A 23,923-nucleotide genomic window follows, 5' to 3' on the forward strand; every position below is an offset into this window, starting at 1 on the left:
GTGATTCTCTGTCATCACCTGATCGAAGACCGGGGAGGCTCATATGCGTTTCGTGGGAGGTGGTCACGAGTGTACCGGTCCCGCGGTCCCGTTACTCCCCGTCGTCCAGCGACTCGAGAATTCGCGGCACGGCCGTCGCGACGTCGGCTTGCTCGACGTGTGCGATCGCCCGCGGGTCGGGGGCGGGGCCGTCGGGACGGAGCACCTGGATGGCCGCCATGTCGGCGTTGGTCGCCCCGTAGACGTCCGCCTCGATCTCGTCGCCGACGTAGACCGCGTCCGCGGGATCGACCTCGAGTTCCGCCGCGATCGCCCCGAACGCGCGGGGATCCGGTTTGCCGGCCTCGAGTTCGCCGGTGACGAGCGCGGCGTCGAAGGCGTCCTCCCAGCCCAGCGTCTCGAGTTTGTCCCGCTGGGCGAGGACCGGGCCGTTGGTCAGGAGGCCGACCCGATACGTCTCGCGGAGCCGATCGAGCATCCCCTCGACGCCGGGAAGGGACTCGAGGGCCGCCGCGATCGTCTCGCGGTACTCGCGTGCGAGGTCCTCCGGATCGGCGTCGCTGTCCCGATCGGCGAGCAAGTCCTGGAAAATGGGCGCTCTGGTCTCCCGGGTCAGGTTCCGGCGGTGGGCCGCGAGGTAGTCGTCCCGGGTGAGGTCGGGCGCGTCGGCGGCCTCGGTCGCCTCCGAGAGGATCGTGGCCCGATCGCGGCGTGGAACGGCGAGAGTGTAGTCGAGGTCGAAGACGACCGCCCGTGGCATAGACGTGAGAGGGGTCTCGACGCGTTTGAAGGTATCCCTTCGGTCCCGGTCGCCCGGTTCCGTCCGAACCCAGGTCACTCCTCGGCTGGCCGGACGGAGCCGACGCGCCTGCGCTCGAGCCACGACACGGCGACGGGCTCGAGCCGATCGGAGTACTGCATGAGCGACGTGCCGAGGACGCTCATCACGAGGACGTAGCCGACGGTGAACGCGTAGATCGTCTCCGCCGTCTCGACCGGGATCCCGCTCCCGGCACCCGAAAGCGCGAGGCTCGCGATGATCAGGGAGAACTCTCCCCGGGTGGTCATCCCGAGGCCGACCCGGACCGATCGTCGATCGTCGAGGTCGTAGATCTTGCCGCCCAGGAACCCGCTGACGAGTTTCGTCGGCGTCGTGAGGACCACCGCGGCGACGATCATCCCGAGAATCGAGAGCGTGAACAGCCCCGGGTCGGTGACGAGTCCGATCCAGAAGAAGAATATCGCCGCGAAGGCGTCCCGGAGCGGCTCGAGCAACCGTTCGAGGTCGTGGACGTGATCCGTCGACGAGAAAGCCATGCCGACGAAGAACGCGGCGACGGCCTCGCTGACACCGAGTGCGAGCGCGATGCCGGCGACGAGCACCGTCACGCCGAGCGCTCGGACGACGACGAACTCGTTGGAGTCGGCCTCGAGAACGCGCTGGAAGAAGCCGGTTCCGAAGGCGACGAGCGCGAGCAACGCGAGGATGAACCCGATCGCGATCGCGATCTGGCCCGCGGCCTCCCCCGCGTCGCCCCCGCCGAGGACCAGCACGGACGCGATCGCCAGGTAGACCGCGATGAACAGGTCCTCGTAGACGAGCGTGCCGAGCATCGGCTCGGACTCGGCGTTGGCGATCCAGCCGAGGTCGATCAGCGACTTGGTGATGATCGCGCTCGAGGAGATGTAGACGACGCCGGCCGTCAGGAAGGCCGCGAGCAGCCCGCCGAAGAGGAGATAGCCGATGACCAGTCCGATCCCGAAGTTGAACGCGAGATCGACGGTGCCGGCCTTTCCGATCCGGTCCCTGCTCTCGAGAAGCCGTTCAAGATTGAACTCGAGACCGAGGAAGAACAGCAGGAGGACGATCCCGATCTCGGCCCCGACGACGACGAAGTCGGTCTCGCCCAGCGCGAGTCCGCCGATCGCCGCCAGGAGGTCGACTCCGCCGATCGTCGCCTCGGGAACGGTGACGGCGACCCCGCCGATCCCGACCTCGCTGCCGGCGAGTGCGGGGAGTTCGCCGAGCACGTTCGATCCCAGCAGGATTCCGACGACGATGTAAAACGGGATCACCGACTGGTCGACCCGACTCGCGAGGAGACCGGCGACTGCGACCGCAGTAAAGAGGATCCCGACGTCGACGAGCGCCGTTTCAGTAGCCACTAGCGTTCACCTCCGGCAGGCACGGTCGTCCCGATCACTCTTCAACGTCCTCGCCGAGCAGCGTCTCGAACTGGGCGCAGTCGTCCCGATCGCCGATCACGACGACGGTGTCGCCGACCTCGAGGACCGTCTCCGGCGGCGGCGCCGAGACCAGTTCGTCGTCGCGCTGGATCGCGACGATCGAGACGCCGGTCCGTTCGCGAATCCGCGCGTCGGCGATGCTCTGGCCGGCGATCTCCGCGTCCTCGGTCACGCTGTACCACTCGATGAACGTGTCCTCGGCCAGCAGGGTCTCGACCTCCTCGGTCTGGACCGGCTGGAAGTATGCCCCCTCGAGAATCGTGCCGATCTTGCGGGCGAGCCGATCGGACGCCTCGAACAGTTTCTCGCCGTCGGCGTCCGCGTTCGCCTTCATGTAGACCTCCCGCTTGCCCGTATTGTGGGTCACGATGACGAGTCGCCTGCCGTCGTCGAGTTCGACCTCGAATTTCTTCCCGACGCCGGGGAGGTCGCTCTCGTAGATGGTCATACACGAAAGAGCGGACTGTGCGATAATAAAGGGCGTGACACTGGTGCGTGTCCCGACACGTCAGATGGCCGCCAGCGGTGGAACGGTCCTGCGGACTGCTGTACGTCGTTGCCGGTTCGACCGCAGGGCGGCTCGCGGTCGCGCCGGTAACTCGGTACAGTAGACCGTCCCGATCGACGACTACTCGGCCAGCCCCTCGATCAGGAACTCCGCGGACGCGAGGTTCGTCGCCAGCGCGGTGTCGTGGACGTCACAGATCCGCAACAGTGCCGAGATGTCCGGTTCGTGCGGCTGGGCCCGAAGCGGATCGCGCAGGAAGACGATCCCGTCGAGCAGGTCGGCCGCCACCTCGGCCCCGATCTGGAGGTCCCCGCCGAGCGGCCCCGACTCCTTGCGTTCGATTTCGAGGCCCGTCTCGTCTATCAGGCGCTGGCCGGTCGTCCCGGTCGCGAGCAGGTCGTACTCCCGCAACTGCGGTTCGTGGTTCTGCGCGAACTCGATCAGGTCCGCTTTCTTCTCGTCGTGGGCGATGAGCGCGACGCGCGTCATACCAGTGCATTCTCGGCCGGGGAGAAAACAGTCGGCCCCGATCAACACGATCTGCCGCAGTCGAACGCTTTTCCCGTCTCCCGATGCGAGTGCGTCCGTGACAGACTGCAGTGCACACCACGTCGGCATCACCGTGAGCGACCTGGCGGAATCGGTCGCGTTCTACCGCGAGGTCCTCGGACTCGACGTCAGCGATCGGTTCGGCGTCGACGGTGAGGCGTTCGCCGACGCCGTCGGAGTCGAAGGGGCAAGCGCCGACTTCGTCCATCTCGAGGCCGACGAGATCCGACTGGAACTCGTCGAGTACGAGCCGGAAGCACGCGGCTCACCGGCCGCCGGACTCAACCAGCCGGGCGCGGCACACGTCGCGTTCGAGGTGGACGATCTCGACGCGTTCTACGCCGACCTTCCCGACGATGTCCCGACGATCGGCGAGCCACGAACCACCGCGACGGGGACCTCGATCCTGTTCCTTCGCGATCCCGAGGGGAATCTCGTCGAGGTACTGGCCGTTTGAGACGGACTGGTGTACGTCAGTGCCGGTGCATCCACGACCGGCCTGCGGTTGCACCGGTAACTCGGCACAACAGAGCGTATGCGGGGTCGATGGTACAACAGAGCGTATGCAGGGGTCGATTACCGGCACGCGAGCGTCGAGCGGACCTGCTCGACCTCGCCCTCGCAGTTCGAACAGACGTGCTTCTCGGAGGCGATGTAGACGACGGCACAGGTCGGGCAATGAAAGAGGTTGCCGGCGGAGCGGGCGGTCGAGTCCGCGGGCTCCGATCCGGTCCCCCGTGTGCCCGTGTCAGTCGTACTCGTGGCCCCGTCGGATCCCGGAGCGAGCGTCGATCGAACGCAGTCCCGGAGCCGATCGAGTCGGGGAAACGACGACAACCGCTGGTCGAGTTGCATACCGTGAGCGTCGTCGATAAGCACGAAGTAGGTACCGTCTAAAGAATTTGGAGGGAGACTGTGATTCACACCCGGGAACCGGTCGGGCGAAGTGACGATCGGACCGGCCGCCGGCGGGCAGTACTCGATCCGGGGGAGCGCGGATAGCAACCTTTTCGACCGTCGGCCCGCCACTCGGGGTCATGAACTTCTTCGATCGCCTGCACGATCGGATTCGCACGGTCGACAGCGTCGTGAGCGTCGGACTCGATCCCGATCCGTCGCGCATTCCGGACCACCTCCTGGAGCACGACCTCCCGCGGTGGGCGTTCAATCGCCGGATCATCGACGCAACCCACGAGCACGCCGCCGTCTTCAAACCCAACGCGGCCTTCTACGAGGATCCCGACGGCTGGGCCGCTCTGGAGGAGACGATCGCGTACGCCCACGGGAAGGGCGTCCCGGTCCTCCTGGACGCAAAGCGGGCCGACATCGGGAACACGACCCGTCAGTACGCGAAGATCCTCGAGACGGTCGACGCGATCACGGTCAACCCCTACATGGGTCGGGACTCGCTCCAGCCGTTCCTGGCGAACGAGGAGGCCGGCGTCTTTATCCTCTGTCGTACCTCCAATCCCGGCGGCGAGGACCTGCAGGACCTCGAACTCGCGAGCGGCGAGGCCGTCTACGAGCGGGTGGCGGCGCTCGCGGACCTGTGGAACGAGAACGACAACGTGGGCCTCGTCGTCGGCGCGACGACCCCCGACGAACTCGAGGAGATCCGCGAACAGGTTCCCGACCTCCCCTTCCTCGTCCCCGGCGTCGGGGCCCAGGGCGGCGACGCCGAGGCCGCGATCGAGTACGGCCTGGCGGACGGCGTCGGCCTCGTCAACTCCTCGCGGGGGATCATCTTCGCCGGGGAGGACGAGGGTGAGGGGTTCGCCGCGGCCAGCGGGCAGGCCGCGAAACGGCTGAAACGGCGGCTGAACCAGTACCGCGAGTAACTGGCGCCAGCACGACCGCGACGGCCCTCACCGCTCGTTTTCGGGAGGCGAACAGCCGATCCCGACGACCCGTCCCGCGATCCGATCGTCGACGATCCGGCCGAGAATCTCGACCTCGGTCGGATCCGCCGGCGGATGCTCGTCGAGGCGGTCCAGCCCCTCGACCACGGCGATATCCAGCGGACTGGCGTCGTGGGGATGCGTGGCGACGAGACGGCCGTCCCGCTTCTCGACGACGAGACAGAACGTCTCGCCGACGGCCAGCGACTCGCCGAGCAGGTCACGGATCGACGTCACGGGCGACGCCCTCGCGGTGGTTCGCGCGTCATTCCGGTTCAGAACCGGTGGACGTCAACGTCGTCGTCCTGGTCGGGCCGGGCCTGTGTGGCGCAGTCGGCACACAGCCCCATCTCGGTCTCGAAGTGGACCTCGCAGACGAGGTTCCCACAGTTGGCACACCGGTGTTCGGCGGGGCGGGATTCGCAGATCTGGCAGAGCCCGCTGATACTCATGCCACCGGCTACGGTCTCGAGGGGCTTGAAAGCGGGCCCGGCACGCCACTCTCGGCTCGGGGGTGACCGCGATCGTAGTCGGCAACGGCCGATTACGTGGCGGGTTCGAAGTCCCGCTTCCGACCACTACTGTGTCATTCGTTGACAACGGACGGGAAGGCTTTTGCCATGTGAGCCGCTACCGGGCGATATGAGCCGTGACCGGGCTCTCCTCGAGCGAGCCCTGGACCGTGGCGAACAGGACGGTGGCAACGTCGAGTTCAAGGAACGCCTGCTACGGGACGTCCACCTCGAGGGTGGACGACGGGAGAGTCTGGCTGCCCAGCTCCGACACCGGCTCCTGTCCGGGGACGGCGAGGCGACGTACGTCGTCGGGGTGACGGACGACGGCGGACTCGCCGGTATCGATCCCGACGACTTCTCCGAGTCGATGGACGTGCTCTCCTTGCTCGCGGAGGAGGCCGACGCGCACATCGAGGACGTACAGACGTGGGGAGTCAAGGACGGACTGGTCGGCGTCGCGACGATACACGACGGGGCCGTCCTCGAGACCGACGACGAACACGTCGTCGTCGGGACGGCCGGCCACGTCGACCACGGGAAGAGCACCCTCGTGGGCTCGCTCGTCACCGGGAAGGCGGACGACGGCGACGGCGCGACCCGCGCGTTCCTCGACGTCCAGCCCCACGAGGTCGAGCGCGGCCTCTCGGCCGACCTCTCCTACGCCGTCTACGGCTTCGACGACGACGGCCCCGTTCGCGTGCGGAACCCGAACCGCAAGGCCGATCGGGCCGAGGTGGTCGAGGAGGCCGATCGACTCGTCTCGTTCGTCGACACCGTCGGGCACGAGCCGTGGCTCCGGACGACGATCCGTGGCCTCGTCGGGCAGAAACTCGACTACGGCCTGCTGGTCGTCGCCGCCGACGACGGTCCCACGCGCACGACGCGGGAGCACCTCGGCGTCCTGCTGGCGACCGATCTGCCGACGATCGTCGCGATCACGAAGACGGACGCCGTGAGCGACGACCGCGTCGAGGAGGTCGAGCGCGAGGTCGAGCGCCTCCTCCGTGAGGTCGACAAGTCGCCGCTGCGGGTCGCCCGTCACGGCGTCGACGCCGCCGTCGAGGAAATCAACGAACGGGTCGTCCCGATCGTCGCGACCAGCGCAATCACGATGGACGGCCTCGATACCCTGGACGAACTGTTCGATCGGCTTCCCAAAACCTCACAGGACACGGGCGACTTCCGGATGTACGTCGACCGGAGCTACTCCGTGACCGGCGTCGGCGCGGTCGCCTCGGGGACGGTCATGTCGGGCGAGGTCGAGGCCGGCGACGAACTCCTCATCGGCCCGATGCCGGACGGGCGCTTCCAGGACGTCGAGGTCCGATCGATCGAGATGCACTACCACCAGGTCGACAGGGCCCAGGCGGGACGGATCGTCGGCATCGCCCTCAAGGGTATCAAAGAGAGCACGATCGAGCGCGGCATGGTTCTCCTCCCGGCCGACGCCGATCCCGACCCGGTCCGGGAGTTCGAGGCCGAGGTCATGGTCCTGAACCACCCCACCCGGATCGGCGACGGCTACGAACCCGTCGTCCACCTCGAGACGATCGGCGAGGCGGCGGCGTTCTACCCCGAGGGCGGACGCCTGCTGCCGGGCGATACGGGGAACGCGACCGTCCGGTTCAAGTTCCGCCCGTATCTCGTCGAGGAGGGCCAGAAGTTCGTCTTCCGCGAGGGCCGCAGCAAAGGCGTCGGAACCGTCACCGACGTCTCTCCCGTCGACTGATCCGCCCGGCCCGACGGGACGGGCCACCGTTCTCCCGGTTCGCGTTCAGATTTGCGGCCGATCGTCGTCCGGCATCGAGAGCGTCCCGATCCCGACGGGATGCGTTCCGGTGACAGTCCCGCCGAGCGTGACGGCGTCGGGATGCATGAACAGCACCGTATCGTCCGGCATCGAGACGTCCGTCCGGATCTGGCGATCGAGGAACGGTGGGGACTCGACGGTGACCCCGTCGCCGAGCAGTCGGCGTTCCAGTTCCCGGCGGACGTTCGGACTCATGTAAAACTCGCACGAGGTCGGTTCGGTTCGTTCCTCCAATCCTTCGAACAGTCGCCTGCAGACGTCGATCGGGCCGTCGTCATCGACGGTCACGGTCGCGGCCCCGTCGGCGGCCGATCGGACGCCCTCGACGATCGCCTGGAAGTTGATCGCGCGGTCGGTCATCGACTCGCACCTCGCAACGGGCGGCCAAAAGTCGGCCGATCGGCACTCACCACGGCGGCGTCGCGAGGGCGGCGACCGTCTCGAACGTGTGGTCCGGCGTCGGATCGGGCGTCTCGGGAATCCGGCCTTCGTGGGGAACCCACACCGATCGGAGCCCGGCGGCCCGCGCACCCGCAACGTCCGACGACAGGGAGTTCCCGACGTGGACGGCCCGGTCCGGCGTCGAACCGAGCGCGTCCAGCGCGGCCGAGAACGGCTCGGGGGCCGGCTTCGGCGGCGTGTCGTACCCGGCGTAGACGGCCGTTTCGAACGCGTCCGCGAGGCCGATCGCCTCGAGTTTGGTCCGTTGCATCCCGGGTGCGCCGTTGGTGACGAGCCCCAGTCGGTACCGATCGGACAGGGCTTCGACGGCCTCGCGCGCACCGGGGAGGAGGTCGACGGCGTCCTGATCGCGGACGGCGGCGAACTCGTCGGCGACGGCCCGGCCAGTCTCGCGGTCGTGGCCGGCCTCGACGGCGAGGTCCGCGAAACACCGTCGGCGGAGGTCCTCGACGTCCGTGCTCTCCGCGAGGTAGTCGCCGTACAGGTCGTGGTAGTCCTCGAGTACCCACAGCCGGGCGACGCCGGCGCGATCGAACGCCCGATCGAGAACGTCCGCACCCGGCTGGCTGTAGGTACAGAGCGTCTCGTCGAGATCGAAGCAGATCGCGTCGACGTCCCCGTTCACGGTCGAACCCTCGTGTAGAAGCGACAAAAATCCCGATGTGCGAAGACGAGGAGGACGCTCGACGATCCGGGGCCCGCGCGAGACGCGCCGTTACAGTTCGAACGAGTCGGCCAGCAATTCCTCGTCGGTCTCGCCGTGGACGTACGTCGGGCCGCCGAGGACGTCGATCGTCACCATCCCGGGCGCGAACAGGTCCGCGGGGACCTCGCCGAACTCCCAGTCGAGATCGTCGAAGATCTCGCCGAACGGACGGCCGTGGTCGTCGGCGACCGTCGACGGGACGTCGTCAAAGACGTCCGCATCCTCGCGAACCGTCAGGTGGGCCCGCCCGCCGTAGGCGATCGCGTCGTTCGTCCGGGCGATCGCCGTCTGCTCGTCTTCCGCGACCGGTGCCACCGGCGCGCGCCCCGTCGCGGAGACGATATCGAGCGGGTCGTAGCCCAGTTCCGAGAGCCGGAAGGTGGCGAGTTCGGCCGCCCGCGCGGCGTTCGTGATCGACCCGACGAGGCTCGCGCTCCGGTAGGCCAGCAAGAAGACGCTACTGGGCTCGACCTCGGCGAGGTCGGCGACCTGTTCGGCGGCGGATTCGGGGGGTAACTCGTCCGTTTCGACGGCGAGTGCGGTGAGGTCGAACGCGTCCGTATAGCCTACCCGCCGGAACTCCTCCTCCTCGGCGACCAGCGCGCGGGCCGGACCGCTCCCCAGCCCCTCGAAATCCTCCGTCACCATCTCCCAGCCGGCCTTCTGAGAGCACAACAGCGATAGCGCCGGCTGGTCGGTCGTCAGTTCGACGAACGGGATCGGGGTCCCGTCGATCTCGCCGAGGTCGTGGCTCGGCGTCGCCATCCCGGCCGTCTGGATCTCGGTCAGCAGGAGCCCCGCCTCGACGCCGCCGTCGAACTCGACCCCGAAGTCGAGCACCGTCGCCTCGTTCTCGAGATCGTACCCCCCGACGTTCAACTCCTCGGCGTACTCGAGGGCCTCGTCGACCAACTCGATCGCCATCCGGTTGAGACTCTCCATGTCCCAGCCTTCAGCGGCCGTCCTAAAACAGTTTGTCAGTTCGTCGTGGTTCGACGACCGCTCGACCGGGCGGCCGAACGGCCCCGACGCCGACGACGTCCCGGTTCGTCGTCCAATGCCGGCCGTCGATCGCTACGCGGAGACCTCGTACCCCGCGTCCTCGATCGTCGTGGCGATCGTCTCCTCGTCGACGGCAGTCTCGTCGTGTTCGACGCGCACCTGGTCGGCTTCGTGGTTCGCCGTGACCGACGAGATCCCCTCGAGCGCTTCGAGCGCGTCGGTGACGTTCTGTTCGCAGCCGTCACAGGCCATGCCGGTAACGTCGAGCGTGGTCTGCTCCATGGGGGACGCTACTCACTGGTCCGGGTTGAGCGTTCCGTTCTCGGAAAACGCCCCCGTCGGGCGGAACTAGCGGCGTCGTCCAACCGCTGATCGCCCTGGACGTCACTCGCTGCTGGTCGGCTGGCGACCGAGTTCATCGGCGACCGCGTCGACCTTCGCCTGGGCGGACGTCTCGCGAGATCGCTTGTCGTCGACCTTGAGCACGGTGCTCACCCGATCGCCGTCGACGGCGTCGTGTGCGGCCTGTGCGGCCGCGAACAGTTCGTCCGTGCTGTCGGCCTCGATCACGGTTCCCATCGGATTCGTCTCGTACTCGACGTCGTACTCCTCGAGTGCCGCCACGGCTTTCGCGACCTCGCTAGCCATACTGTCCTCGATCACCGGTGCGACGCTCAGCAGTGCAACGACGGTCATAGGGGTACGTGAGGGCTCCGTGGCCCTAAATCCGCCCCTTGCCGGCGCTTCGCTCCCGTCGCTATTCGTCGATCGACGCGCGAAAACAGAACTAGATGGGCCGTTAGCGCCGCGACCCGGACGGCGGATAGATGATGACGTCGCCGTTCGCGTAGACGAACACCTCGTGTTCGAGGGCCGTGAACGCGACGTGACCGCCGGAGCGCTCGGTGCCGTCGGCTTTCTTGCTGAAGATCCGGTCCAGGGCGTCCGGATCGACGCTGTCGTAGAGCGAGAACTCACCCTGGGAGACGTCGGTCTCCGCGATCGACGCGAGCGCGTGGACGATCGTCGCGGTGATCGTCGCAGTGCCCTCACTGTCGTGGTGGAAGACGTAGCGGTCGTTAGTCTGGTCGTACTGGTAGTCGCCCGTGTCGTCGTCTGTCAGTTCTGTTTGCATAGGAGGAAATGCGGTTCAATCGTCGATTGCATCGTAGTCTCTCGGAGTATAAAAGTCGATCGCAGGGGGAAATAACTAAACGAACGTGAGTGAATGGCTCTCCGAATCGTTCGAACGCACAAACAGTCTCGACCCGTTCGTCACTGCGCGGTCTCCTGGTCGCCGACGGGTCATACCGTCTGCGGTACCGAGTTACCGGCGCAACCGCGATCGTCCTGCGGTTGCATCGGGACTAACGCACAGCAGTACGTATCAGCCCTCCGGTGTCGTAAGCACACGTTGTCCCCGTGAACGACGCCGATCGACACGACACGGGCCACCGATCGGTCGACTCACGGTCGATCGACACTGGTCGACCCAATGAGGCCTTACTGCGGCAACTGGCCCGTGTTCGGATCGACGCGGCCACGGCAACGCGGTGCTCGAACTCGACCGGAATCGAGCCGAAGCCGCGCTCGTCCGTCCGGTCACTGTCCGTAGCCACTGAAACGGTTTACACATCGATCGCACTGTCCGCGATTCTCGGTCGCCCCGAATCGCGCTCCCGTCCTGCGATCGAGTGTGCACTGACGTTCAGTGGCTCCCAGACTTGCGACTGCCATAACGTATACAGCACCTGATTGGTTACGTCAGTGATATGGGTGACAGACCGAGCGACGATCGGACGGACGGCCAGTCCGCTTCTCGACGGCGCGTCTTGTACGGCATCGCAGGGATGGGCGTCGCGTCGGGCGCAGGGGGGATGCTCCCGTCCGTCGCGGCACAGGAGTCCGCCGGGGGCGACGAACGCTGGCACTTCGATACCGACGGTGACGTGGCGAGTGCGACGCTGGCGAACGGATTCGTTTTCGCCGGGACCCCGACCGGAACCGTCCACGCGGTGGATGCCGAGACGGGTGAGGAACGGTGGCGCACCGACGTGGATGCGGCCGACAGGGTGTGGGTGTCGGTCGTGGCGAACGGCACCCTCTACGCCGGAGGGACCAGTGGATACCTGTACGCACTGGATGCCAGGACCGGCGAGGAGACGTGGCGCTTCGGTCCCCACCAGCTGATGTTCATCCCGACCGTGGTCGACGGGACCGTCTTCGCGGGATCCAGGGATGGGACCCTGTACGCGGTAGATGCGGAAACCGGAACCGAGACGTGGCGCTTCGACACGGACGGTGGTGCGACCGCACCGGTGGTGGCACACGACACGGTATTCGTGGGAAGCGGGGATAGCACCCTCTACGCCGTGGACGCGATCACGGGTGAGGAAACGTGGCACGTCGAACTGGGCCACGAGGTCGGCTTCCCGACGGTGGCCCGGGGAACCGTCTTCGTTGCCTCCGGCGCCGCCGTCCACGCAGTCGATGCGATGACTGGTGATCCGGAGTGGCGATTCGACACCGCCGATCGCGCCGGTTCGCCGACGGTCGCCGATGGGACCGTCTTCGTCGCCGCCGGCAACGCCGTCCACGCGATAGACGCGGCAACCGGGAGCGACGGGTGGCGCTTTGACGCCGGCGGCCGAGTCACGCTCCCGACGGTGGCCGACGGGACCGCTTTCGTCCCCGCCGGGAACACCGTCCACGCAGTGGATACGGAGACGGGCGACGAAGCGTGGCGGACGGACATACGGGGCACCGCGACCACGGCGACAGTCGTCGACGGCGTGCTGTTCACCGGAGCGGGAGCCCTGCAGGCGATCGACGCCGGTGTCCGGGGGACGAGCGAGGATTCGATCGCTCGGCTGGGCAGGTTGCGATACCACGACGGCGTGGAGCGTCCCGACACCGATGATGCGTCCAACGCGAACGGCGACGAGGGGGCGGAATCCGATGACGACGCGTCCGAAGACGGTGGCGACGACGTGACCGACTCTGGTGAGGTGACTGCCGCCGATCGTGACGACGAGGCGGCTGCCGACATCGACGACGTGCCCGGATTCGGGATCGTCGGGACGCTTTCCGCGATCGGCGGCGCTCGCTATCTGCTCGCTCGCCGACTGACCGATCCCGGCGAGGAGTAGCGCTCCGATCGTCGGTGTCGTTCGATGTAACAGTGCGCTGGCCGGGATTTCGGTCGCTCACGGGTTCGCTTCTCGGACAGGGACTCGGCTAGTTCGAATTCAGGGCGTCTTCACGGCTCACGGATATTCACACTGCTACGCAGTGCTCGTGGAGTCGTTCGCCGTAGAAATGCGCTGGCTGGGATTTGAACCACGTCCAGACGTGCTCGCTACGCTGCGCGCAACTGGTCTGATTCGAATCCGAGAACGATTTTCACTGAACAGACGGCTCGCTTCGCTCGTCGTTGTAGTTCAGTGAAAATGCGCTGGCTGGGATTTGAACCCAGGTTGTGACCATGGCAAGGTCACGTGATACCACTACACTACCAGCGCCCTGCTTCGCACTTACACCTACACTGGGATGGATGTATAAGGGTTGCGAATCGTATCGGGCGTGGGGGTGCAGGGCGTACCACACGATCGATTCAGACGATGCTTTCGTATCCTGCGTTTCTGGGCACCAGGATCGTTCGAAATGTGATCATAACGCCGATCGGGTCCCGATCTTTCGAGTCGATCGCTCCTCGTTCGTTCCACCTGGGAGACGAGTGTGGCCAGTTTGACGCTAGGACAGATCGATCGCACCCGGCCCACTCCTAATATATCTGATACAAAACGGCTAGACAATCCCTGCGATCGTCTTCTCGGTGCCTTTCCCCGGTTTTAGACGTATCAGAGATTTCGATCGAACACACGTCTAACCAAGTGTGCTCGGGCGAGACAGCCTACGGTTTCTCGGGGGTTGAGCTACTGGTAGCGGCTTCGACTCGAGTGAGACACCTTCCAGAAACAATCACAATTTCTACATTATATGGCGGACGCTAAACGCACGCGATAGGACGCGTTTTCCAGTTAGCGACGATTTAGAACGAGTACACGCTGTCTACGATCTAGTTAGTGTAATTCTTACTATATTTCTTCTCGATTAGATCCGGGTACAGTCTGGTATGAAGAGAACAGATGGCAGGACGCGAGCGGCGGTGCTGGTGGCGTTTCTCCTCATCGCAGTAGTGGGGATAGGTATGATCACGCTGGCGGGCGTTACGGCTGACGTCCCGTTCACAGAGAGCGTATCTGACAGTAACACGGACTCCTCCACGGCCTCCGAAAGCGAAGGTACCGCGGACGAAGAGGCTACCTCGGCGAACGAAGAAAACTCGACGACGCCACCACTTACGCCAACTGAGTCCGACTCTGGTGCCTCCGAGACCGACCCTGATGCTACCGAGACCGACCCTGATGCCATCGAGACCGACTCTGATGCCTCCGAGACCGACCCTGAAGTCTCGGACGATCAAATCGAGAACGGGTCAGGGGTCAACTTCGTCCCAGCCGTTAGGGATCTTAGCATCTCAACAGAAGTGTTTGATGAGTCCAGCCCCGACGTCGAAGACGGGTACGTAACCCCAGGCGAACATAGACTACTTCGATTCGATATACTCACGTACAATGTGGGGGACGCAGACGCCGAATTGGGTAATCCTGAGGACAACCCTGATCAGTTCGTCCACTCTGACTCTCACGATCACGCGCATCTGGATGGGTTCAACAATTATACTCTGTTCGATGAATCGGGCAACGAGATGGGCGTGGGAAAGAAACAGCCATTTTGTTTGATGGATATCCAGCGAATGCCGTCCCGCCCAAACGCCAGTAGTAGTCCCCAGTTCGATTGCGACAATCAAGGGATCAGTGCCGGGTGGGCTGACGTGTACGACTCGTCTCTCCCCGGTCAGTATCTCGTTATTGACTCACTCCCTGACGGAAATTATACGCTTCAAGCCACGACGAACGCGGAAGGCACGATCGACGAGAATTGCTACGATGATAACTCCGTTCGGGTCGGCCTTCGTATCAGCGAGGATTCTGTTACGGTGACCGATGCCCCGGAAAGCCACTTAGTTAGAGCGTCCGATTGCTGAAAACGGCACTTCCCTTGTCGCTCTTGCGTGGTGTAGCGGAACCAGCCGAGTGTCGAACACGTCTCGGAGGACGGCATCCACACGAACCACGTAGAACGTCTTATTTCCAAATCAGGACGAGACTGACGACGTCCTGGACTGCACACGGGTTCGATCGATCGGATGAACGATGATCCGTTGTCCAGCAATTCGAAATGCTACTTGATCGACACGTCGACGGTTCGCGTTACCGACTCTCTATGTCCCATATTACCACGATTTCTGAAGCGAGAGGCGGTCACGTACTCGATCTAATTCGCTACCCTTTTACGACCCTATCGGCAACACATCGCTACAGTCTAGTGACGCGGCGCCGAAGCGTCACGGCATGACCGTCAGCGTACTCGTGCCGTCGTCGCTCACCCGGGAGGCCGAGGACAAACGCGAGGCCACTCGCAAACTCGGATACGTCGCCCGCGCGGCGACGATCTACCGGGCCGATCGCCTGATCGTCTTCCCCGATCGGGAGGGCGAAACCGGGCGGTTCGACGGCGGGTTCGTAAGCACAGTGTTGCGGTACGCCGCAACGCCCCCGTACCTCCGCAACGAGGTCTGGGGGATGCGGGACGAACTGGAGTACGCGGGCGTACTGCCGCCGCTCCGCGCGGTGTCACAGACCGGCTCCGAATCGAACGGTTCGGGGTCGTCAAGACAAGGGATCGTGACCGAGGTCGGACCTGAAGGGCGCGTCCGGGTCAATTGCGGCTTGCAACACCCGATCTCCCTCAACACGCCTCCGAAAATGGAGGTCGAGGAGGGGGAGCGCGTGACCGTCAGGATCTCTTCGCGACGACCGGTCCGGGCGAAACTCGTCGACGAGCCCCTCCCGGGGCTGTCGGTCGAGCGGACGGACCTTTCGACAGCTCTCGGCCGTGAGGACGCCGGCGTTCGCATCGCGTCGTCCCGGTACGGTGAGGAACTCACCGTGGGACGGCTCGCGACGCTGGCCGGACGGGTCGAACGGGACGGGATGACCGTCGCGTTCGGCGCGCCCGAGAGAGGGCTGCCGGATATCCTCGGAATCGAGGCATCCGCGATCGACTCGTCGTCTCGCGACGACGGGGCGGATGACGGAGTCGAACCCACAGCCGATCCGGGGTTCGACCTCTGGCTGAACACGGTTCCGGATCAGGGAAGCGAGGTCGTGCGAACGGAAGAAGCACTGTTCGCCACCCTCGCGCCCCTCTCACTGAGAGAGTGATAGAATGCCACAAGCAAATACACCACGCAAAGGCTCACTCGGGTTCGGCCCACGAAAGCGTGCGACCAGCGAGGTCCCGCGCTTCAACTCGTGGCCGGACGACGACGGACAGCCGACGCTCCAGGGCTTCGCGGGCTACAAGGCCGGCATGACCCACGTCGTCATGGTCGACGATAAAGCGAACTCGCCGACCGAGGGGATGGAACAGACCGTCCCCGTGACGATCGTGGAGACGCCGCCGATGCGCGCCGTCGCGCTGCGAGCGTACGAAGACACGCCGTACGGCAAGAAGCCGGTCACCGAGGTCTGGACCGACGAGTTCGTTCCCGAACTCGATCGCGTCCTCGATCTCCCCGGTGACGACTACGACACCGACGCAGCCGCGGACGAACTCCGCGGGCTCCTCGAGGAGGGGCGCGTCGACGACGTGCGCGTCATCACGCACACGGTTCCCGGGGACGTTCCCTCGGTTCCCAAGAAGAAGCCGGACGTGATGGAGACGCGCGTCGGCGGCGGCTCCGTCCAGGAGCGCGTCGACTACGCCCTCGAACTGCTCGAGGACGGCGGCGGCGAACACGTCATGAACGACGTGTTCCGCGCCGGCGAGTACGTCGACGCAAGCGGCGTCACGAAAGGGAAAGGAACCCAGGGTCCCGTCAAGCGATGGGGCGTCCAGAAACGCAAGGGCAAACACGCCCGGCAGGGCTGGCGCCGCCGCATCGGGAACCTCGGTCCCTGGAATCCGTCCCGCGTCCGGTCGACGGTCCCACAGCAGGGCCAGACCGGCTACCACCAGCGGACGGAACTGAACAAGCGCCTCGTCGACATCGGCGACGGGGCCGACGCGACGGTCGACGGCGGCTTCGTCAACTACGGCGAAGTCGACGGCCCGCACGCGTTGATCAAGGGCTCGCTCCCCGGGCCGGAACAGCGTCTCGTGCGCTTCCGCCCGGCGATCCGACCCGGAGACCAGCCGCGCCTCGACCCCGAGGTGCGCTACGTCTCCACCGCATCCAATCAGGGGTAGATAGCACATGGACGCAACAGTACGAGACCTGGACGGCTCGGACGCGGGGGAGGTCGAGCTCCCGGCGGTCTTCGAGACCCAGTACCGCCCGGACCTGATCGCCCGCGCGGTCCGCGTCGCCCAGGCAAACCGGAAACAGGACTACGGCGCCGACGAGTTCGCCGGCCTTCGAACGCCGGCCGAGTCGTTCGGTAGCGGCCGAGGGATGGCCCACGTCCCGCGACAGGACGGACGCGGTCGCCGCGTTCCCCAGACGGTCAAGGGGCGCAAGGCCCACCCGCCGAAAGCCGAGAAGGACTGGTCTGAATCGATCAACACGAAAGAGAAGAAACTGGCCGTCCGCAGCGCGATCGCTGCGACGACCGACGCCGACCTCGTCGCCGAGCGCGGCCACGAGTTCGACGACGACGCCGAGATTCCGGTCGTCGTCTCCGACGAGTTCGAGGACCTCCAGAAGACGAAGGACGTCGTCGAGTTCCTCGAGGCCGCCGGCCTCGATGCGGACATCGAACGCGCCGACGAGGGTCGGGGCGTCCGATCGGGTCGCGGGAAGACCCGTGGACGCAAGTACAAGGAGCCGTCGTCGATCCTGTTCGTGACCTCGAGCGAGACCGGCCCGTCCCGTGCGGCCCGGAACCTCGCCGGCGCGGACGTCGCGACGGCCGCGGAGGTCAACGCGGAGGATCTGGCGCCGGGCGCACAGCCCGGTCGCCTGACCGTCTGGACCGAGAGCGCGCTCGAGGAGGTGGCGGACCGATGAGTTCGATCATCGAGCACCCGCTGGTCACGGAGAAGGCGATGAACGACATGGACTTCGAGAACAAGCTCCAGTTCGTCGTCAACCCGGACGCGACCAAGCCGGAAATCCGTGACGAGGTCGAAGACCGCTTCGACATCACGGTCGACAACGTCAACACGCAAGTGACGATGAAAGGCAAGAAAAAAGCAACCGTCAAACTCTCCGAGGACGACGACGCGCAGGAAGTCGCCTCGCGAATCGGGGTGTTCTGAGGATGGGACGACGCATTCTCGGACAACGGCGCGGACGCGGGACGCCGACGTTCCGTGCCCCGTCGCATCGCTACAAGGCGAAACTCGACCACAAGAAGGAAGAAGACGACGACGTGGTCCGCGGGACGGTCGTGGACATCGAACACGACCCGGCCCGATCGGCGCCCGTCGCGGCCGTCGAGTTCGAGGACGGCGATCAGCGCCTCGTCCTCGCGCCCGAAGGCGTCGCCGTCGGCGAGGAGATCCAGGTCGGGGTCTCGGCGGAGATCAAGCCCGGCAATACGCTTCCGCTCGCGGAGATTCCGGAGGGCGTGCCGGTCTGTAACGTCGAGGCGAACCCGGGCGACGGCGGCAAGTTCGCCCGCTCCTCGGGTGTCAACGCGGACCTGATCACGCACGACCGCAACGCGGCGGTCGTCCAGCTGCCCAGCGGCGAGGTCAAGCGCCTCGATCCGCAGTGTCGAGCCACCATCGGCGTCGTCGCCGGTGGCGGTCGCACGGAGAAGCCGATGGTCAAGGCAGGGAACAAGTACCACAAGATGAAAGCCCGGGGCACGAAGTGGCCCCGCGTCCGCGGTGTCGCGATGAACGCCGTCGACCACCCGTTCGGTGGCGGCGGCCGACAGCACCCCGGCAAGCCCAAGTCCATCTCGCGGGACGCCCCGCCGGGACGGAAAGTGGGTGACATCTCCTCGCGCCGTACCGGTCGAGGTGGAGACAAATGAGTCAGGAGTACAGAACCGGCCGCGAAGGTGAGTTCACCTACCGTGGCCACACGCTCGAGGAGCTGCAGGACATGGAGCTCGACGAGGTCGCGGAACTGCTGCCCGCTCGCAAGCGGCGAAGTATCCAGCGCGGACTCTCCGTCGAGAAGGAGAAGCTTCTCGAGGAGGCCCGCGGGAAAGACGAGGAAGAGACCGCGAACGCGCCGATCCGGACCCACCTGCGCGACATGCCGGTGCTACCGGAGTTCGTCGGACTGACCTTCGAGGTCTACAACGGCCAGTCCTTCGAGCGCGTCCGCATCGAACCCGAGATGATCGGACACTATCTCGGCGAGTTCCAGCTGACCCGCACGTCCGTCGAACACGGACAGGCCGGGATCGGCGCGACTCGATCCTCGAAGTTCGTCCCACTGAAGTGATCATCGTATGGGAATCAACTACTCAGTCGACGCGGATCCGGACGCGACCGCGAAAGCGATGCTCCGGGAGCGTCACATGAGCCACAAGCACAGCAAGGAGGTCGCCCGCGAGATCAAGGGCCGAACCGTCGAAGACGCCCAGGCGTACCTGCAGGACGTGATCGACGAAGTGCAGTCGGTCCCGTTCCGCTCGCACAACAGCGGCGTCGGCCACCGATCGGATATCGAGGGCTGGGACGCCGGTCGCTACCCCGAGAAGGTCTCGAAGGCGTTCCTCGACCTCCTCGAGAACGTCGAATCCAACGCGGACCACCAGGGCTTCGACGGCGCGTCGATGGAGATCGTCCACGTCGCCGCCCACAAGGTCGGCGAGTCCGTGGGCCGCAAGCCCCGCGCGATGGGGCGGGCGAGTTCCTGGAACACGCCGGAAGTGGACGTCGAGATCGTCGTGAGCGAGGAAGACGCCGAGGACGAAGAAGGTGATAGCTAATGGCTGACGAACACCAGTTCATCGAAAACGGCCTGCAGCGGTCCCAGATCGACGAGTTCTTCGCGGAAGAACTCGGCCGCGCGGGCTACGGTGGCATGGACGTCGCCAAGACGCCGATGGGAACCCAGATCGTCCTCAAGGCCGAGAAGCCGGGGATGGTCATCGGCAAAGGCGGCGAGAACATCCGGAAGGTCACGACGGCTCTCGAGGAGAAGTTCAACCTCGACGACCCGCAGATCGACGTGCAGGAGGTCGAAGAACCGGACCTCAACGCACGGATCGTCGCGGACCGACTGGCCAACGCCCTGGAGCGTGGCTGGTACTTCCGGAAGGCCGGTCACACGACGATCGATCGGATCATGGAAGCCGGCGCCCTCGGCGCCGAGATCGTCCTCTCCGGGAAGGTCACGGGCGCACGATCGCGCGTCGAGAAGTTCAACCGCGGCTACATCAAGCACAACGGCGAACCCGCCGAAGAGGTCGTCGACCACGGTCAGGGCGTCGCGGTCATGAAGCTCGGCACGATCGGTGTCGACGTCAAGATCATCCCGCCGGGAGCCGAACTGCCCGACGACTTCCAGATCCACGAGGATCTCGACCCCGAGGAAGTCGTTCCGGACGCCGTCGAGGCCAACGAGGCCGAGGGCGTCGAGGAACTGCTCGAGGGTGAACCCGAGGCGGCCGACGAAGCCGAAGCCGAGGCCGATGTCGAGGAACCGGCCGACGAGGCCGAACCCGAACTCGAGGACGACGTCGAAGAAGTCATCGAGGAAGAAGTCGAGGCCGGCGAAGACGAGGAGGTCGAAGTTCCCGACGAGTCGCCGGTCGAGGAGGAACTCGACGAACTCGAGGAAGACGTCGAAGCGGAAGCCGAGGAACTCGTCGCCGAGATGGAAGGCGACGAATCCGACGACGAGGGAGGTGACGCCTGATGGCGATCCTCCACGTCGAAGAGATCCGCGACATGACGGCCGCAGAGCGCGAGGAAGAGCTCGAAGAGCTCGAGACGGAACTGCTGAACCAGAAGTCCGTCCTCGCGGCCGGTGGGGCCCCGGAGAACCCGGGCCGGATCGGCGAACTGCGTCGCACGATCGCTCGGATCAAGACGATCCAGAGCGAGGAAGGCGATTTCGACGAGGAATAAACGAATGCCACTGACACCCGAGACGCTGCCGCGACACGAACTCAACGGCCTCCCCGTGCGGATCGTCGAGAGCGACGATCCCTCGCGGGTCGGCATAGCGGGGCGTGTCGTCATCGAGACGACGAACACCCTGTCGATCGAAGTTCGTGATAACGGCGAGTCTCGGGTCGTCATGGTCCCGAAATCGGGCTCGACGTTCGAGTTCGCGATCACAGATGACGCCGCCGACTCCGCGAAGGGGTCGGGGACCGCGTCCAAACTGGCCGACACTCAACCCGCCTCGTCCGAAGACCCGGACGAGGCGGACCGAGCTGGCGGCGATGCCGCCAGCTGTCGTGGTGACGGTCCCTCGCGGGACCGCCCCCACGCTGCCGGCGAGGACGTGGCCTACGTTACGGTCGATGGCTCGCGACTGCTCTCACGACCCGCCCGACGCACGGAAACGAATGGTGATTCACCATGGCAATAGGATTAGACGTTGAAACCCCTCCGGAACCGGAAAACCCGGAGGAATACGACTACGAGAAGTGTCCGTTCTACGGCGAGCTTCCCGTTCGAGGGCAGATCCTCGAAGGGCAGGTCGTCTCGACGGACATGGAGAAGACCGTAGTCGTCGAACGAGAGTACGACGTGGCGGTCCCGAAGTACGACCGCTACATGAAGCGACGCTCGCGCATCCCGGCCCACGTACCGGGCGTGCTCGAGCCGCTCTCGGTCGGTGACACGGTCAAGATCGCAGAGACCCGACCACTGTCGAAGACCAAATCGCACGTGGTCGTCGAAGTAACCCAGGAAGCGACCGCCGAGGACATCGCCGAACTCACGAGCCAGGCCGAGCCTGAGCCGGAGCTCTCGGACGAGGACCTCGCCGCGGGCGAAGACGAGGGTGATCAGTGATGGAGGCGATGAAAGCCGACGTCACCCAGGGCCTGAAGAAGGGGTCGCTGGTCACGTGTGCCGACAACACCGGTGCGCGCGAACTGAAGGTCATCAGCGTCTCGGGCTACCACGGCACCAAGAACCGCCAGCCGAAGGCGGGACTCGGTGACAAGGTGACCGTCTCGGTCACGAAGGGGACCCCCGAGATGCGCCGCCAGGTCCTCGAGGCCGTCATCGTACGCCAGCGGAAATCGATCCGCCGGCCCGACGGCACGCGATTGAAGTTCGAGGACAACGCGGCCGTCATCATCGACGAGAACGAAGAGCCCCGCGGCACGGAGATCAAGGGACCGATCGCCCGCGAAGTCGCAGAGCGCTTCGGAGCAATCGCGTCCACCGCGACGATGATCGTATAGCTATGACCGAGCAACCACACAAACAGCGAACCCAGACGGAGCGTGCCCCGCTGCACGAGCGAGGGAAGCAGCTTCACGCGACGCTGTCCGACGAACTCCGCGAGGAGTACGACACCCGACGCACCCGCGTCAACGCGGGCGACACCGTCGAGGTCATGCGCGGCGACCACGCCGGCGAGACCGGCGAGGTCATTCGTGCGATCCTCGAAGACGGGACGATCCACGTCGAGGACGTCACGGTCGAGACGGCCGACGGCGAAGAAGTGCCGCGCCCGCTCGACCCCTCGAACGTCCGCATCACGGACCTCGACCTCGAGGACGAGCGTCGCGAAGCACGGCTCGAAGGTGATACCGAATGACGAACCACCAGAAACGACTGTCAGTACCGAAGTCCTGGCCGGTCGAGCGAAAGACCGACGTCTTCACGGTCAAGGCCGGTGCCGGCCCGCACGGTGAGGACGGCGTCCCGCTCGTCGTCCTGCTGCGGGACGTGCTCGGCTACGTCGACTCGAAGAAGGAAGCACGATACGCCCTGAGCGAGGACGCGATCCTCGTCAACGGGGACCCGATCAACGACGAACAGCGCCCGATCGGCATGTTCGACATCGTCGCGTTCCCCGGACGCGAGGAGTACTACCGCGTCTTCCCCGACGAGGGCGGTCGGCTCGCGCTGACCGAGATCGACGCCGAGGCCGCCGGAAGCCGCCTCGGCAAGATCGAGGGCAAACAGCAGGTCCCGGGTGGCGACACCCAGTTGACACTGCACGACGGGACGAACGTCATCGTCGACGACGACGAGTACTCCCCGAACGACTCGATCGTCGTCGACAACGACGACAAGTCGATCGTCGCCCACTTCCCCTACGAGGAGGGAGCCCTGGTGACGGCCGTCCGTGGCAACCACGGCGGCAAGATCGGCGAGATCGACGCGATCGACGTCACGCCGGGCAGCGGTCCGAACACCGTCGGCGTCTCGACGGACGATGGCGGCTTCGAGACCATCGAGGAGTACGTCGTCGTGATCGACGAGAACTTCACGGAGGGTGACGACTGATGTCGGAAGCAGAAACCGACTTCCACGAGATGCGCGAACCGCGCGTCGAGAAGGTCGTCGTCCACATGGGCGTCGGTCGCGGTGGCCGCGAACTCGGGAAGGCCGAGGACATCATCGAGGAGATCACGGGCCAGCAGAGCGTCCGCACCCAGGCGAAAAAGACCGAACCCGATTTCGGCATTCGCCAGGGCGACCCGATCGGCACGAAGGTCACCCTTCGTGACGAGGACGCCACGGACTTCCTCGAAACGTCGCTGCCGCTCGCGGACCTCTCCGCGACGCAGTTCGACGATACCGGGAACTTCAGCTTCGGTGTCGAGGAGCACACCGAGTTCCCGAGCCAGGAGTACGACCCGAACGTCGGGATCTACGGGCTGGACGTCACCGTCAACCTGGTGCGTCCGGGCTACCGCGTGGCCAAGCGCGACAAGGCCACCCGACCGATTCCGTCGAGTCACCGCCTGACGCCCGAGGACGCGATCGCGTTCGTCGAGGCGACTTTCGACGCCACCGTGGAGGAGTCCGCAGATGAGTGAAAGCGAAACTGAAAACGATCACACGGGCGAGCACGCCGCAAAGCGCACCGGCCAGATCGAAGAGTGCCAGCGCTGTGGCCGCAAACAGGGACTCGTCGGCAAGTACGACATCAACCTGTGCCGGCAGTGCTTCCGCGAGATCGCCCGCGACATGGGATTCAAGAAGTACCGATAA

Annotated in this window: 34 protein-coding genes and 1 tRNA gene; 21 read left to right on the top strand and 14 right to left on the bottom strand. The window is 65.5% G+C overall.

Going from position 1 to position 23,923, the window contains the following annotated elements:
- Window positions 1-91: 91 nt before the first annotated feature.
- The 4 genes from MUN73_RS16750 to MUN73_RS16765 all read right to left on the bottom strand — a co-directional run bounded on the left by MUN73_RS16750 (window position 92) and on the right by MUN73_RS16765 (window position 3,244).
- A complete protein-coding gene (locus tag MUN73_RS16750; RefSeq protein WP_250141656.1) occupies window positions 92-760 on the bottom strand; it encodes an HAD family hydrolase in 669 nt (222 codons plus the stop codon).
- A 74-nt stretch (window positions 761-834) separates the two neighbouring features.
- Complete coding sequence (locus MUN73_RS16755) at window positions 835-2,166, bottom strand: cation:proton antiporter (protein ID WP_250141657.1); 1,332 nt, start codon at window positions 2,164-2,166, stop codon at window positions 835-837.
- Window positions 2,167-2,200: 34 nt separating this feature from the next.
- Window positions 2,201-2,695: a cation:proton antiporter regulatory subunit gene (locus MUN73_RS16760; RefSeq protein WP_250141658.1), complete on the bottom strand. Its 495-nt coding sequence runs from the start codon at window positions 2,693-2,695 to the stop codon at window positions 2,201-2,203.
- Window positions 2,696-2,875: 180 nt separating this feature from the next.
- On the bottom strand, window positions 2,876-3,244 hold the full coding sequence (locus tag MUN73_RS16765; RefSeq protein WP_250141659.1) for a methylglyoxal synthase: 369 nt from the start codon (window positions 3,242-3,244) through the stop codon (window positions 2,876-2,878).
- Window positions 3,245-3,341: 97 nt separating this feature from the next.
- On the opposite strand from MUN73_RS16765, the gene MUN73_RS16770 reads away from it, so the two are divergent.
- On the top strand, window positions 3,342-3,761 hold the full coding sequence (locus MUN73_RS16770; protein ID WP_250141660.1) for a VOC family protein: 420 nt from the start codon (window positions 3,342-3,344) through the stop codon (window positions 3,759-3,761).
- Window positions 3,762-3,880: 119 nt separating this feature from the next.
- Here the strand turns inward: MUN73_RS16770 and MUN73_RS16775 are convergent, their stop codons facing one another.
- Window positions 3,881-4,159: a hypothetical protein gene (locus MUN73_RS16775; RefSeq protein ID WP_250141661.1), complete on the bottom strand. Its 279-nt coding sequence runs from the start codon at window positions 4,157-4,159 to the stop codon at window positions 3,881-3,883.
- 182 nt (window positions 4,160-4,341) lie between these two features.
- Between MUN73_RS16775 and pyrF the strand changes: the two genes are divergently transcribed.
- Window positions 4,342-5,142, top strand: a complete 801-nt coding sequence (gene pyrF, locus MUN73_RS16780; protein ID WP_250141662.1) for an orotidine-5'-phosphate decarboxylase — start codon at window positions 4,342-4,344, stop codon at window positions 5,140-5,142.
- Between the two features lie 27 nt (window positions 5,143-5,169).
- On the opposite strand, the gene MUN73_RS16785 is transcribed toward pyrF, so the two are convergent.
- Together MUN73_RS16785 and MUN73_RS16790 are read right to left on the bottom strand one after the other, a co-directional pair.
- A complete protein-coding gene (locus tag MUN73_RS16785; protein ID WP_250141663.1) occupies window positions 5,170-5,439 on the bottom strand; it encodes a hypothetical protein in 270 nt (89 codons plus the stop codon).
- A 38-nt stretch (window positions 5,440-5,477) separates the two neighbouring features.
- Window positions 5,478-5,654 (bottom strand): hypothetical protein, encoded by a 177-nt coding sequence (locus MUN73_RS16790; RefSeq protein ID WP_250141664.1) that lies wholly within the window; start codon window positions 5,652-5,654, stop codon window positions 5,478-5,480.
- 190 nt (window positions 5,655-5,844) lie between these two features.
- Between MUN73_RS16790 and MUN73_RS16795 the strand changes: the two genes are divergently transcribed.
- Window positions 5,845-7,446: a GTPBP1 family GTP-binding protein gene (locus MUN73_RS16795; protein WP_250141665.1), complete on the top strand. Its 1,602-nt coding sequence runs from the start codon at window positions 5,845-5,847 to the stop codon at window positions 7,444-7,446.
- Window positions 7,447-7,491: 45 nt separating this feature from the next.
- Here the strand turns inward: MUN73_RS16795 and MUN73_RS16800 are convergent, their stop codons facing one another.
- From MUN73_RS16800 to MUN73_RS16825, 6 genes are all read right to left on the bottom strand, one after another.
- Window positions 7,492-7,887, bottom strand: a complete 396-nt coding sequence (locus tag MUN73_RS16800) for a hypothetical protein (protein WP_250141666.1) — start codon at window positions 7,885-7,887, stop codon at window positions 7,492-7,494.
- A 46-nt stretch (window positions 7,888-7,933) separates the two neighbouring features.
- A complete protein-coding gene (locus MUN73_RS16805; RefSeq protein WP_250141667.1) occupies window positions 7,934-8,614 on the bottom strand; it encodes an HAD family hydrolase in 681 nt (226 codons plus the stop codon).
- 90 nt (window positions 8,615-8,704) lie between these two features.
- Window positions 8,705-9,637, bottom strand: coding sequence for a methenyltetrahydromethanopterin cyclohydrolase (gene mch / locus MUN73_RS16810; protein ID WP_250141668.1), 933 nt, complete (start codon window positions 9,635-9,637; stop codon window positions 8,705-8,707).
- A gap of 132 nt (window positions 9,638-9,769) precedes the next feature.
- The gene (locus tag MUN73_RS16815) at window positions 9,770-9,979 is read right to left on the bottom strand and encodes a heavy-metal-associated domain-containing protein (RefSeq protein ID WP_250141669.1); all 210 of its coding nucleotides are present in this window, start codon (window positions 9,977-9,979) and stop codon (window positions 9,770-9,772) included.
- 102 nt (window positions 9,980-10,081) lie between these two features.
- Window positions 10,082-10,393 (bottom strand): MTH1187 family thiamine-binding protein, encoded by a 312-nt coding sequence (locus tag MUN73_RS16820; RefSeq protein WP_250141670.1) that lies wholly within the window; start codon window positions 10,391-10,393, stop codon window positions 10,082-10,084.
- A gap of 103 nt (window positions 10,394-10,496) precedes the next feature.
- The gene (locus MUN73_RS16825; protein WP_250141671.1) at window positions 10,497-10,832 is read right to left on the bottom strand and encodes a HalOD1 output domain-containing protein; all 336 of its coding nucleotides are present in this window, start codon (window positions 10,830-10,832) and stop codon (window positions 10,497-10,499) included.
- A gap of 637 nt (window positions 10,833-11,469) precedes the next feature.
- Here MUN73_RS16825 and MUN73_RS16830 point away from each other — a divergent pair.
- Complete coding sequence (locus MUN73_RS16830; protein ID WP_250141672.1) at window positions 11,470-12,846, top strand: outer membrane protein assembly factor BamB family protein; 1,377 nt, start codon at window positions 11,470-11,472, stop codon at window positions 12,844-12,846.
- A 301-nt stretch (window positions 12,847-13,147) separates the two neighbouring features.
- Here MUN73_RS16830 and MUN73_RS16835 read toward each other — a convergent pair.
- A tRNA-Gly gene (locus MUN73_RS16835) sits at window positions 13,148-13,218 on the bottom strand.
- A 614-nt stretch (window positions 13,219-13,832) separates the two neighbouring features.
- On the opposite strand from MUN73_RS16835, the gene MUN73_RS16840 reads away from it, so the two are divergent.
- The 17 genes from MUN73_RS16840 to MUN73_RS16920 all read left to right on the top strand — a co-directional run bounded on the left by MUN73_RS16840 (window position 13,833) and on the right by MUN73_RS16920 (window position 23,923).
- Window positions 13,833-14,807: a lysyl oxidase family protein gene (locus MUN73_RS16840; protein WP_250141673.1), complete on the top strand. Its 975-nt coding sequence runs from the start codon at window positions 13,833-13,835 to the stop codon at window positions 14,805-14,807.
- A gap of 367 nt (window positions 14,808-15,174) precedes the next feature.
- A complete protein-coding gene (locus MUN73_RS16845; RefSeq protein ID WP_250141674.1) occupies window positions 15,175-16,047 on the top strand; it encodes an RNA methyltransferase in 873 nt (290 codons plus the stop codon).
- 4 nt (window positions 16,048-16,051) lie between these two features.
- Window positions 16,052-17,074, top strand: a complete 1,023-nt coding sequence (locus MUN73_RS16850; RefSeq protein ID WP_250141675.1) for a 50S ribosomal protein L3 — start codon at window positions 16,052-16,054, stop codon at window positions 17,072-17,074.
- A gap of 7 nt (window positions 17,075-17,081) precedes the next feature.
- Window positions 17,082-17,834, top strand: coding sequence for a 50S ribosomal protein L4 (rpl4p, locus tag MUN73_RS16855; protein ID WP_250141676.1), 753 nt, complete (start codon window positions 17,082-17,084; stop codon window positions 17,832-17,834).
- Window positions 17,831-18,085 (top strand): 50S ribosomal protein L23, encoded by a 255-nt coding sequence (locus MUN73_RS16860; protein ID WP_250141677.1) that lies wholly within the window; start codon window positions 17,831-17,833, stop codon window positions 18,083-18,085. The genes rpl4p and MUN73_RS16860 overlap by 4 nt, the downstream gene beginning before the upstream one ends.
- Window positions 18,086-18,087: 2 nt before the next feature.
- Entirely contained in the window at window positions 18,088-18,810 is a 723-nt protein-coding gene (locus MUN73_RS16865) for a 50S ribosomal protein L2 (RefSeq protein WP_250141678.1), read from the top strand.
- Entirely contained in the window at window positions 18,807-19,229 is a 423-nt protein-coding gene (locus tag MUN73_RS16870; RefSeq protein ID WP_250141679.1) for a 30S ribosomal protein S19, read from the top strand. Before MUN73_RS16865 ends, MUN73_RS16870 begins: the two co-directional genes overlap by 4 nt.
- A gap of 7 nt (window positions 19,230-19,236) precedes the next feature.
- Entirely contained in the window at window positions 19,237-19,719 is a 483-nt protein-coding gene (locus MUN73_RS16875; RefSeq protein ID WP_250141680.1) for a 50S ribosomal protein L22, read from the top strand.
- On the top strand, window positions 19,719-20,651 hold the full coding sequence (locus MUN73_RS16880) for a 30S ribosomal protein S3 (protein WP_250141681.1): 933 nt from the start codon (window positions 19,719-19,721) through the stop codon (window positions 20,649-20,651). Before MUN73_RS16875 ends, MUN73_RS16880 begins: the two co-directional genes overlap by 1 nt.
- On the top strand, window positions 20,651-20,863 hold the full coding sequence (gene rpmC, locus MUN73_RS16885; RefSeq protein ID WP_250141682.1) for a 50S ribosomal protein L29: 213 nt from the start codon (window positions 20,651-20,653) through the stop codon (window positions 20,861-20,863). The genes MUN73_RS16880 and rpmC overlap by 1 nt, the downstream gene beginning before the upstream one ends.
- Before the next feature lie 4 nt (window positions 20,864-20,867).
- Window positions 20,868-21,332: a ribonuclease P protein component 1 gene (locus tag MUN73_RS16890; RefSeq protein ID WP_250141683.1), complete on the top strand. Its 465-nt coding sequence runs from the start codon at window positions 20,868-20,870 to the stop codon at window positions 21,330-21,332.
- Window positions 21,323-21,760, top strand: coding sequence for a 30S ribosomal protein S17 (locus MUN73_RS16895; protein WP_250141684.1), 438 nt, complete (start codon window positions 21,323-21,325; stop codon window positions 21,758-21,760). The genes MUN73_RS16890 and MUN73_RS16895 overlap by 10 nt, the downstream gene beginning before the upstream one ends.
- Window positions 21,760-22,158, top strand: coding sequence for a 50S ribosomal protein L14 (locus tag MUN73_RS16900; RefSeq protein WP_004213668.1), 399 nt, complete (start codon window positions 21,760-21,762; stop codon window positions 22,156-22,158). Before MUN73_RS16895 ends, MUN73_RS16900 begins: the two co-directional genes overlap by 1 nt.
- A 2-nt stretch (window positions 22,159-22,160) precedes the next feature.
- A complete protein-coding gene (rplX, locus tag MUN73_RS16905) occupies window positions 22,161-22,517 on the top strand; it encodes a 50S ribosomal protein L24 (protein ID WP_250141685.1) in 357 nt (118 codons plus the stop codon).
- Window positions 22,514-23,212 carry a 30S ribosomal protein S4e gene (locus MUN73_RS16910; protein WP_250141686.1) on the top strand — a complete coding sequence of 233 codons (699 nt, stop codon included), beginning with the start codon at window positions 22,514-22,516 and terminating at the stop codon, window positions 23,210-23,212. Before rplX ends, MUN73_RS16910 begins: the two co-directional genes overlap by 4 nt.
- Window positions 23,212-23,748 carry a 50S ribosomal protein L5 gene (locus MUN73_RS16915; RefSeq protein WP_250141687.1) on the top strand — a complete coding sequence of 179 codons (537 nt, stop codon included), beginning with the start codon at window positions 23,212-23,214 and terminating at the stop codon, window positions 23,746-23,748. The genes MUN73_RS16910 and MUN73_RS16915 overlap by 1 nt, the downstream gene beginning before the upstream one ends.
- A complete protein-coding gene (locus tag MUN73_RS16920) occupies window positions 23,741-23,923 on the top strand; it encodes a 30S ribosomal protein S14 (protein WP_250141688.1) in 183 nt (60 codons plus the stop codon). Before MUN73_RS16915 ends, MUN73_RS16920 begins: the two co-directional genes overlap by 8 nt.

This window comes from Halosolutus amylolyticus (assembly GCF_023566055.1).
In the GTDB taxonomy this organism is placed as follows: domain Archaea; phylum Halobacteriota; class Halobacteria; order Halobacteriales; family Natrialbaceae; genus Halosolutus; species Halosolutus amylolyticus.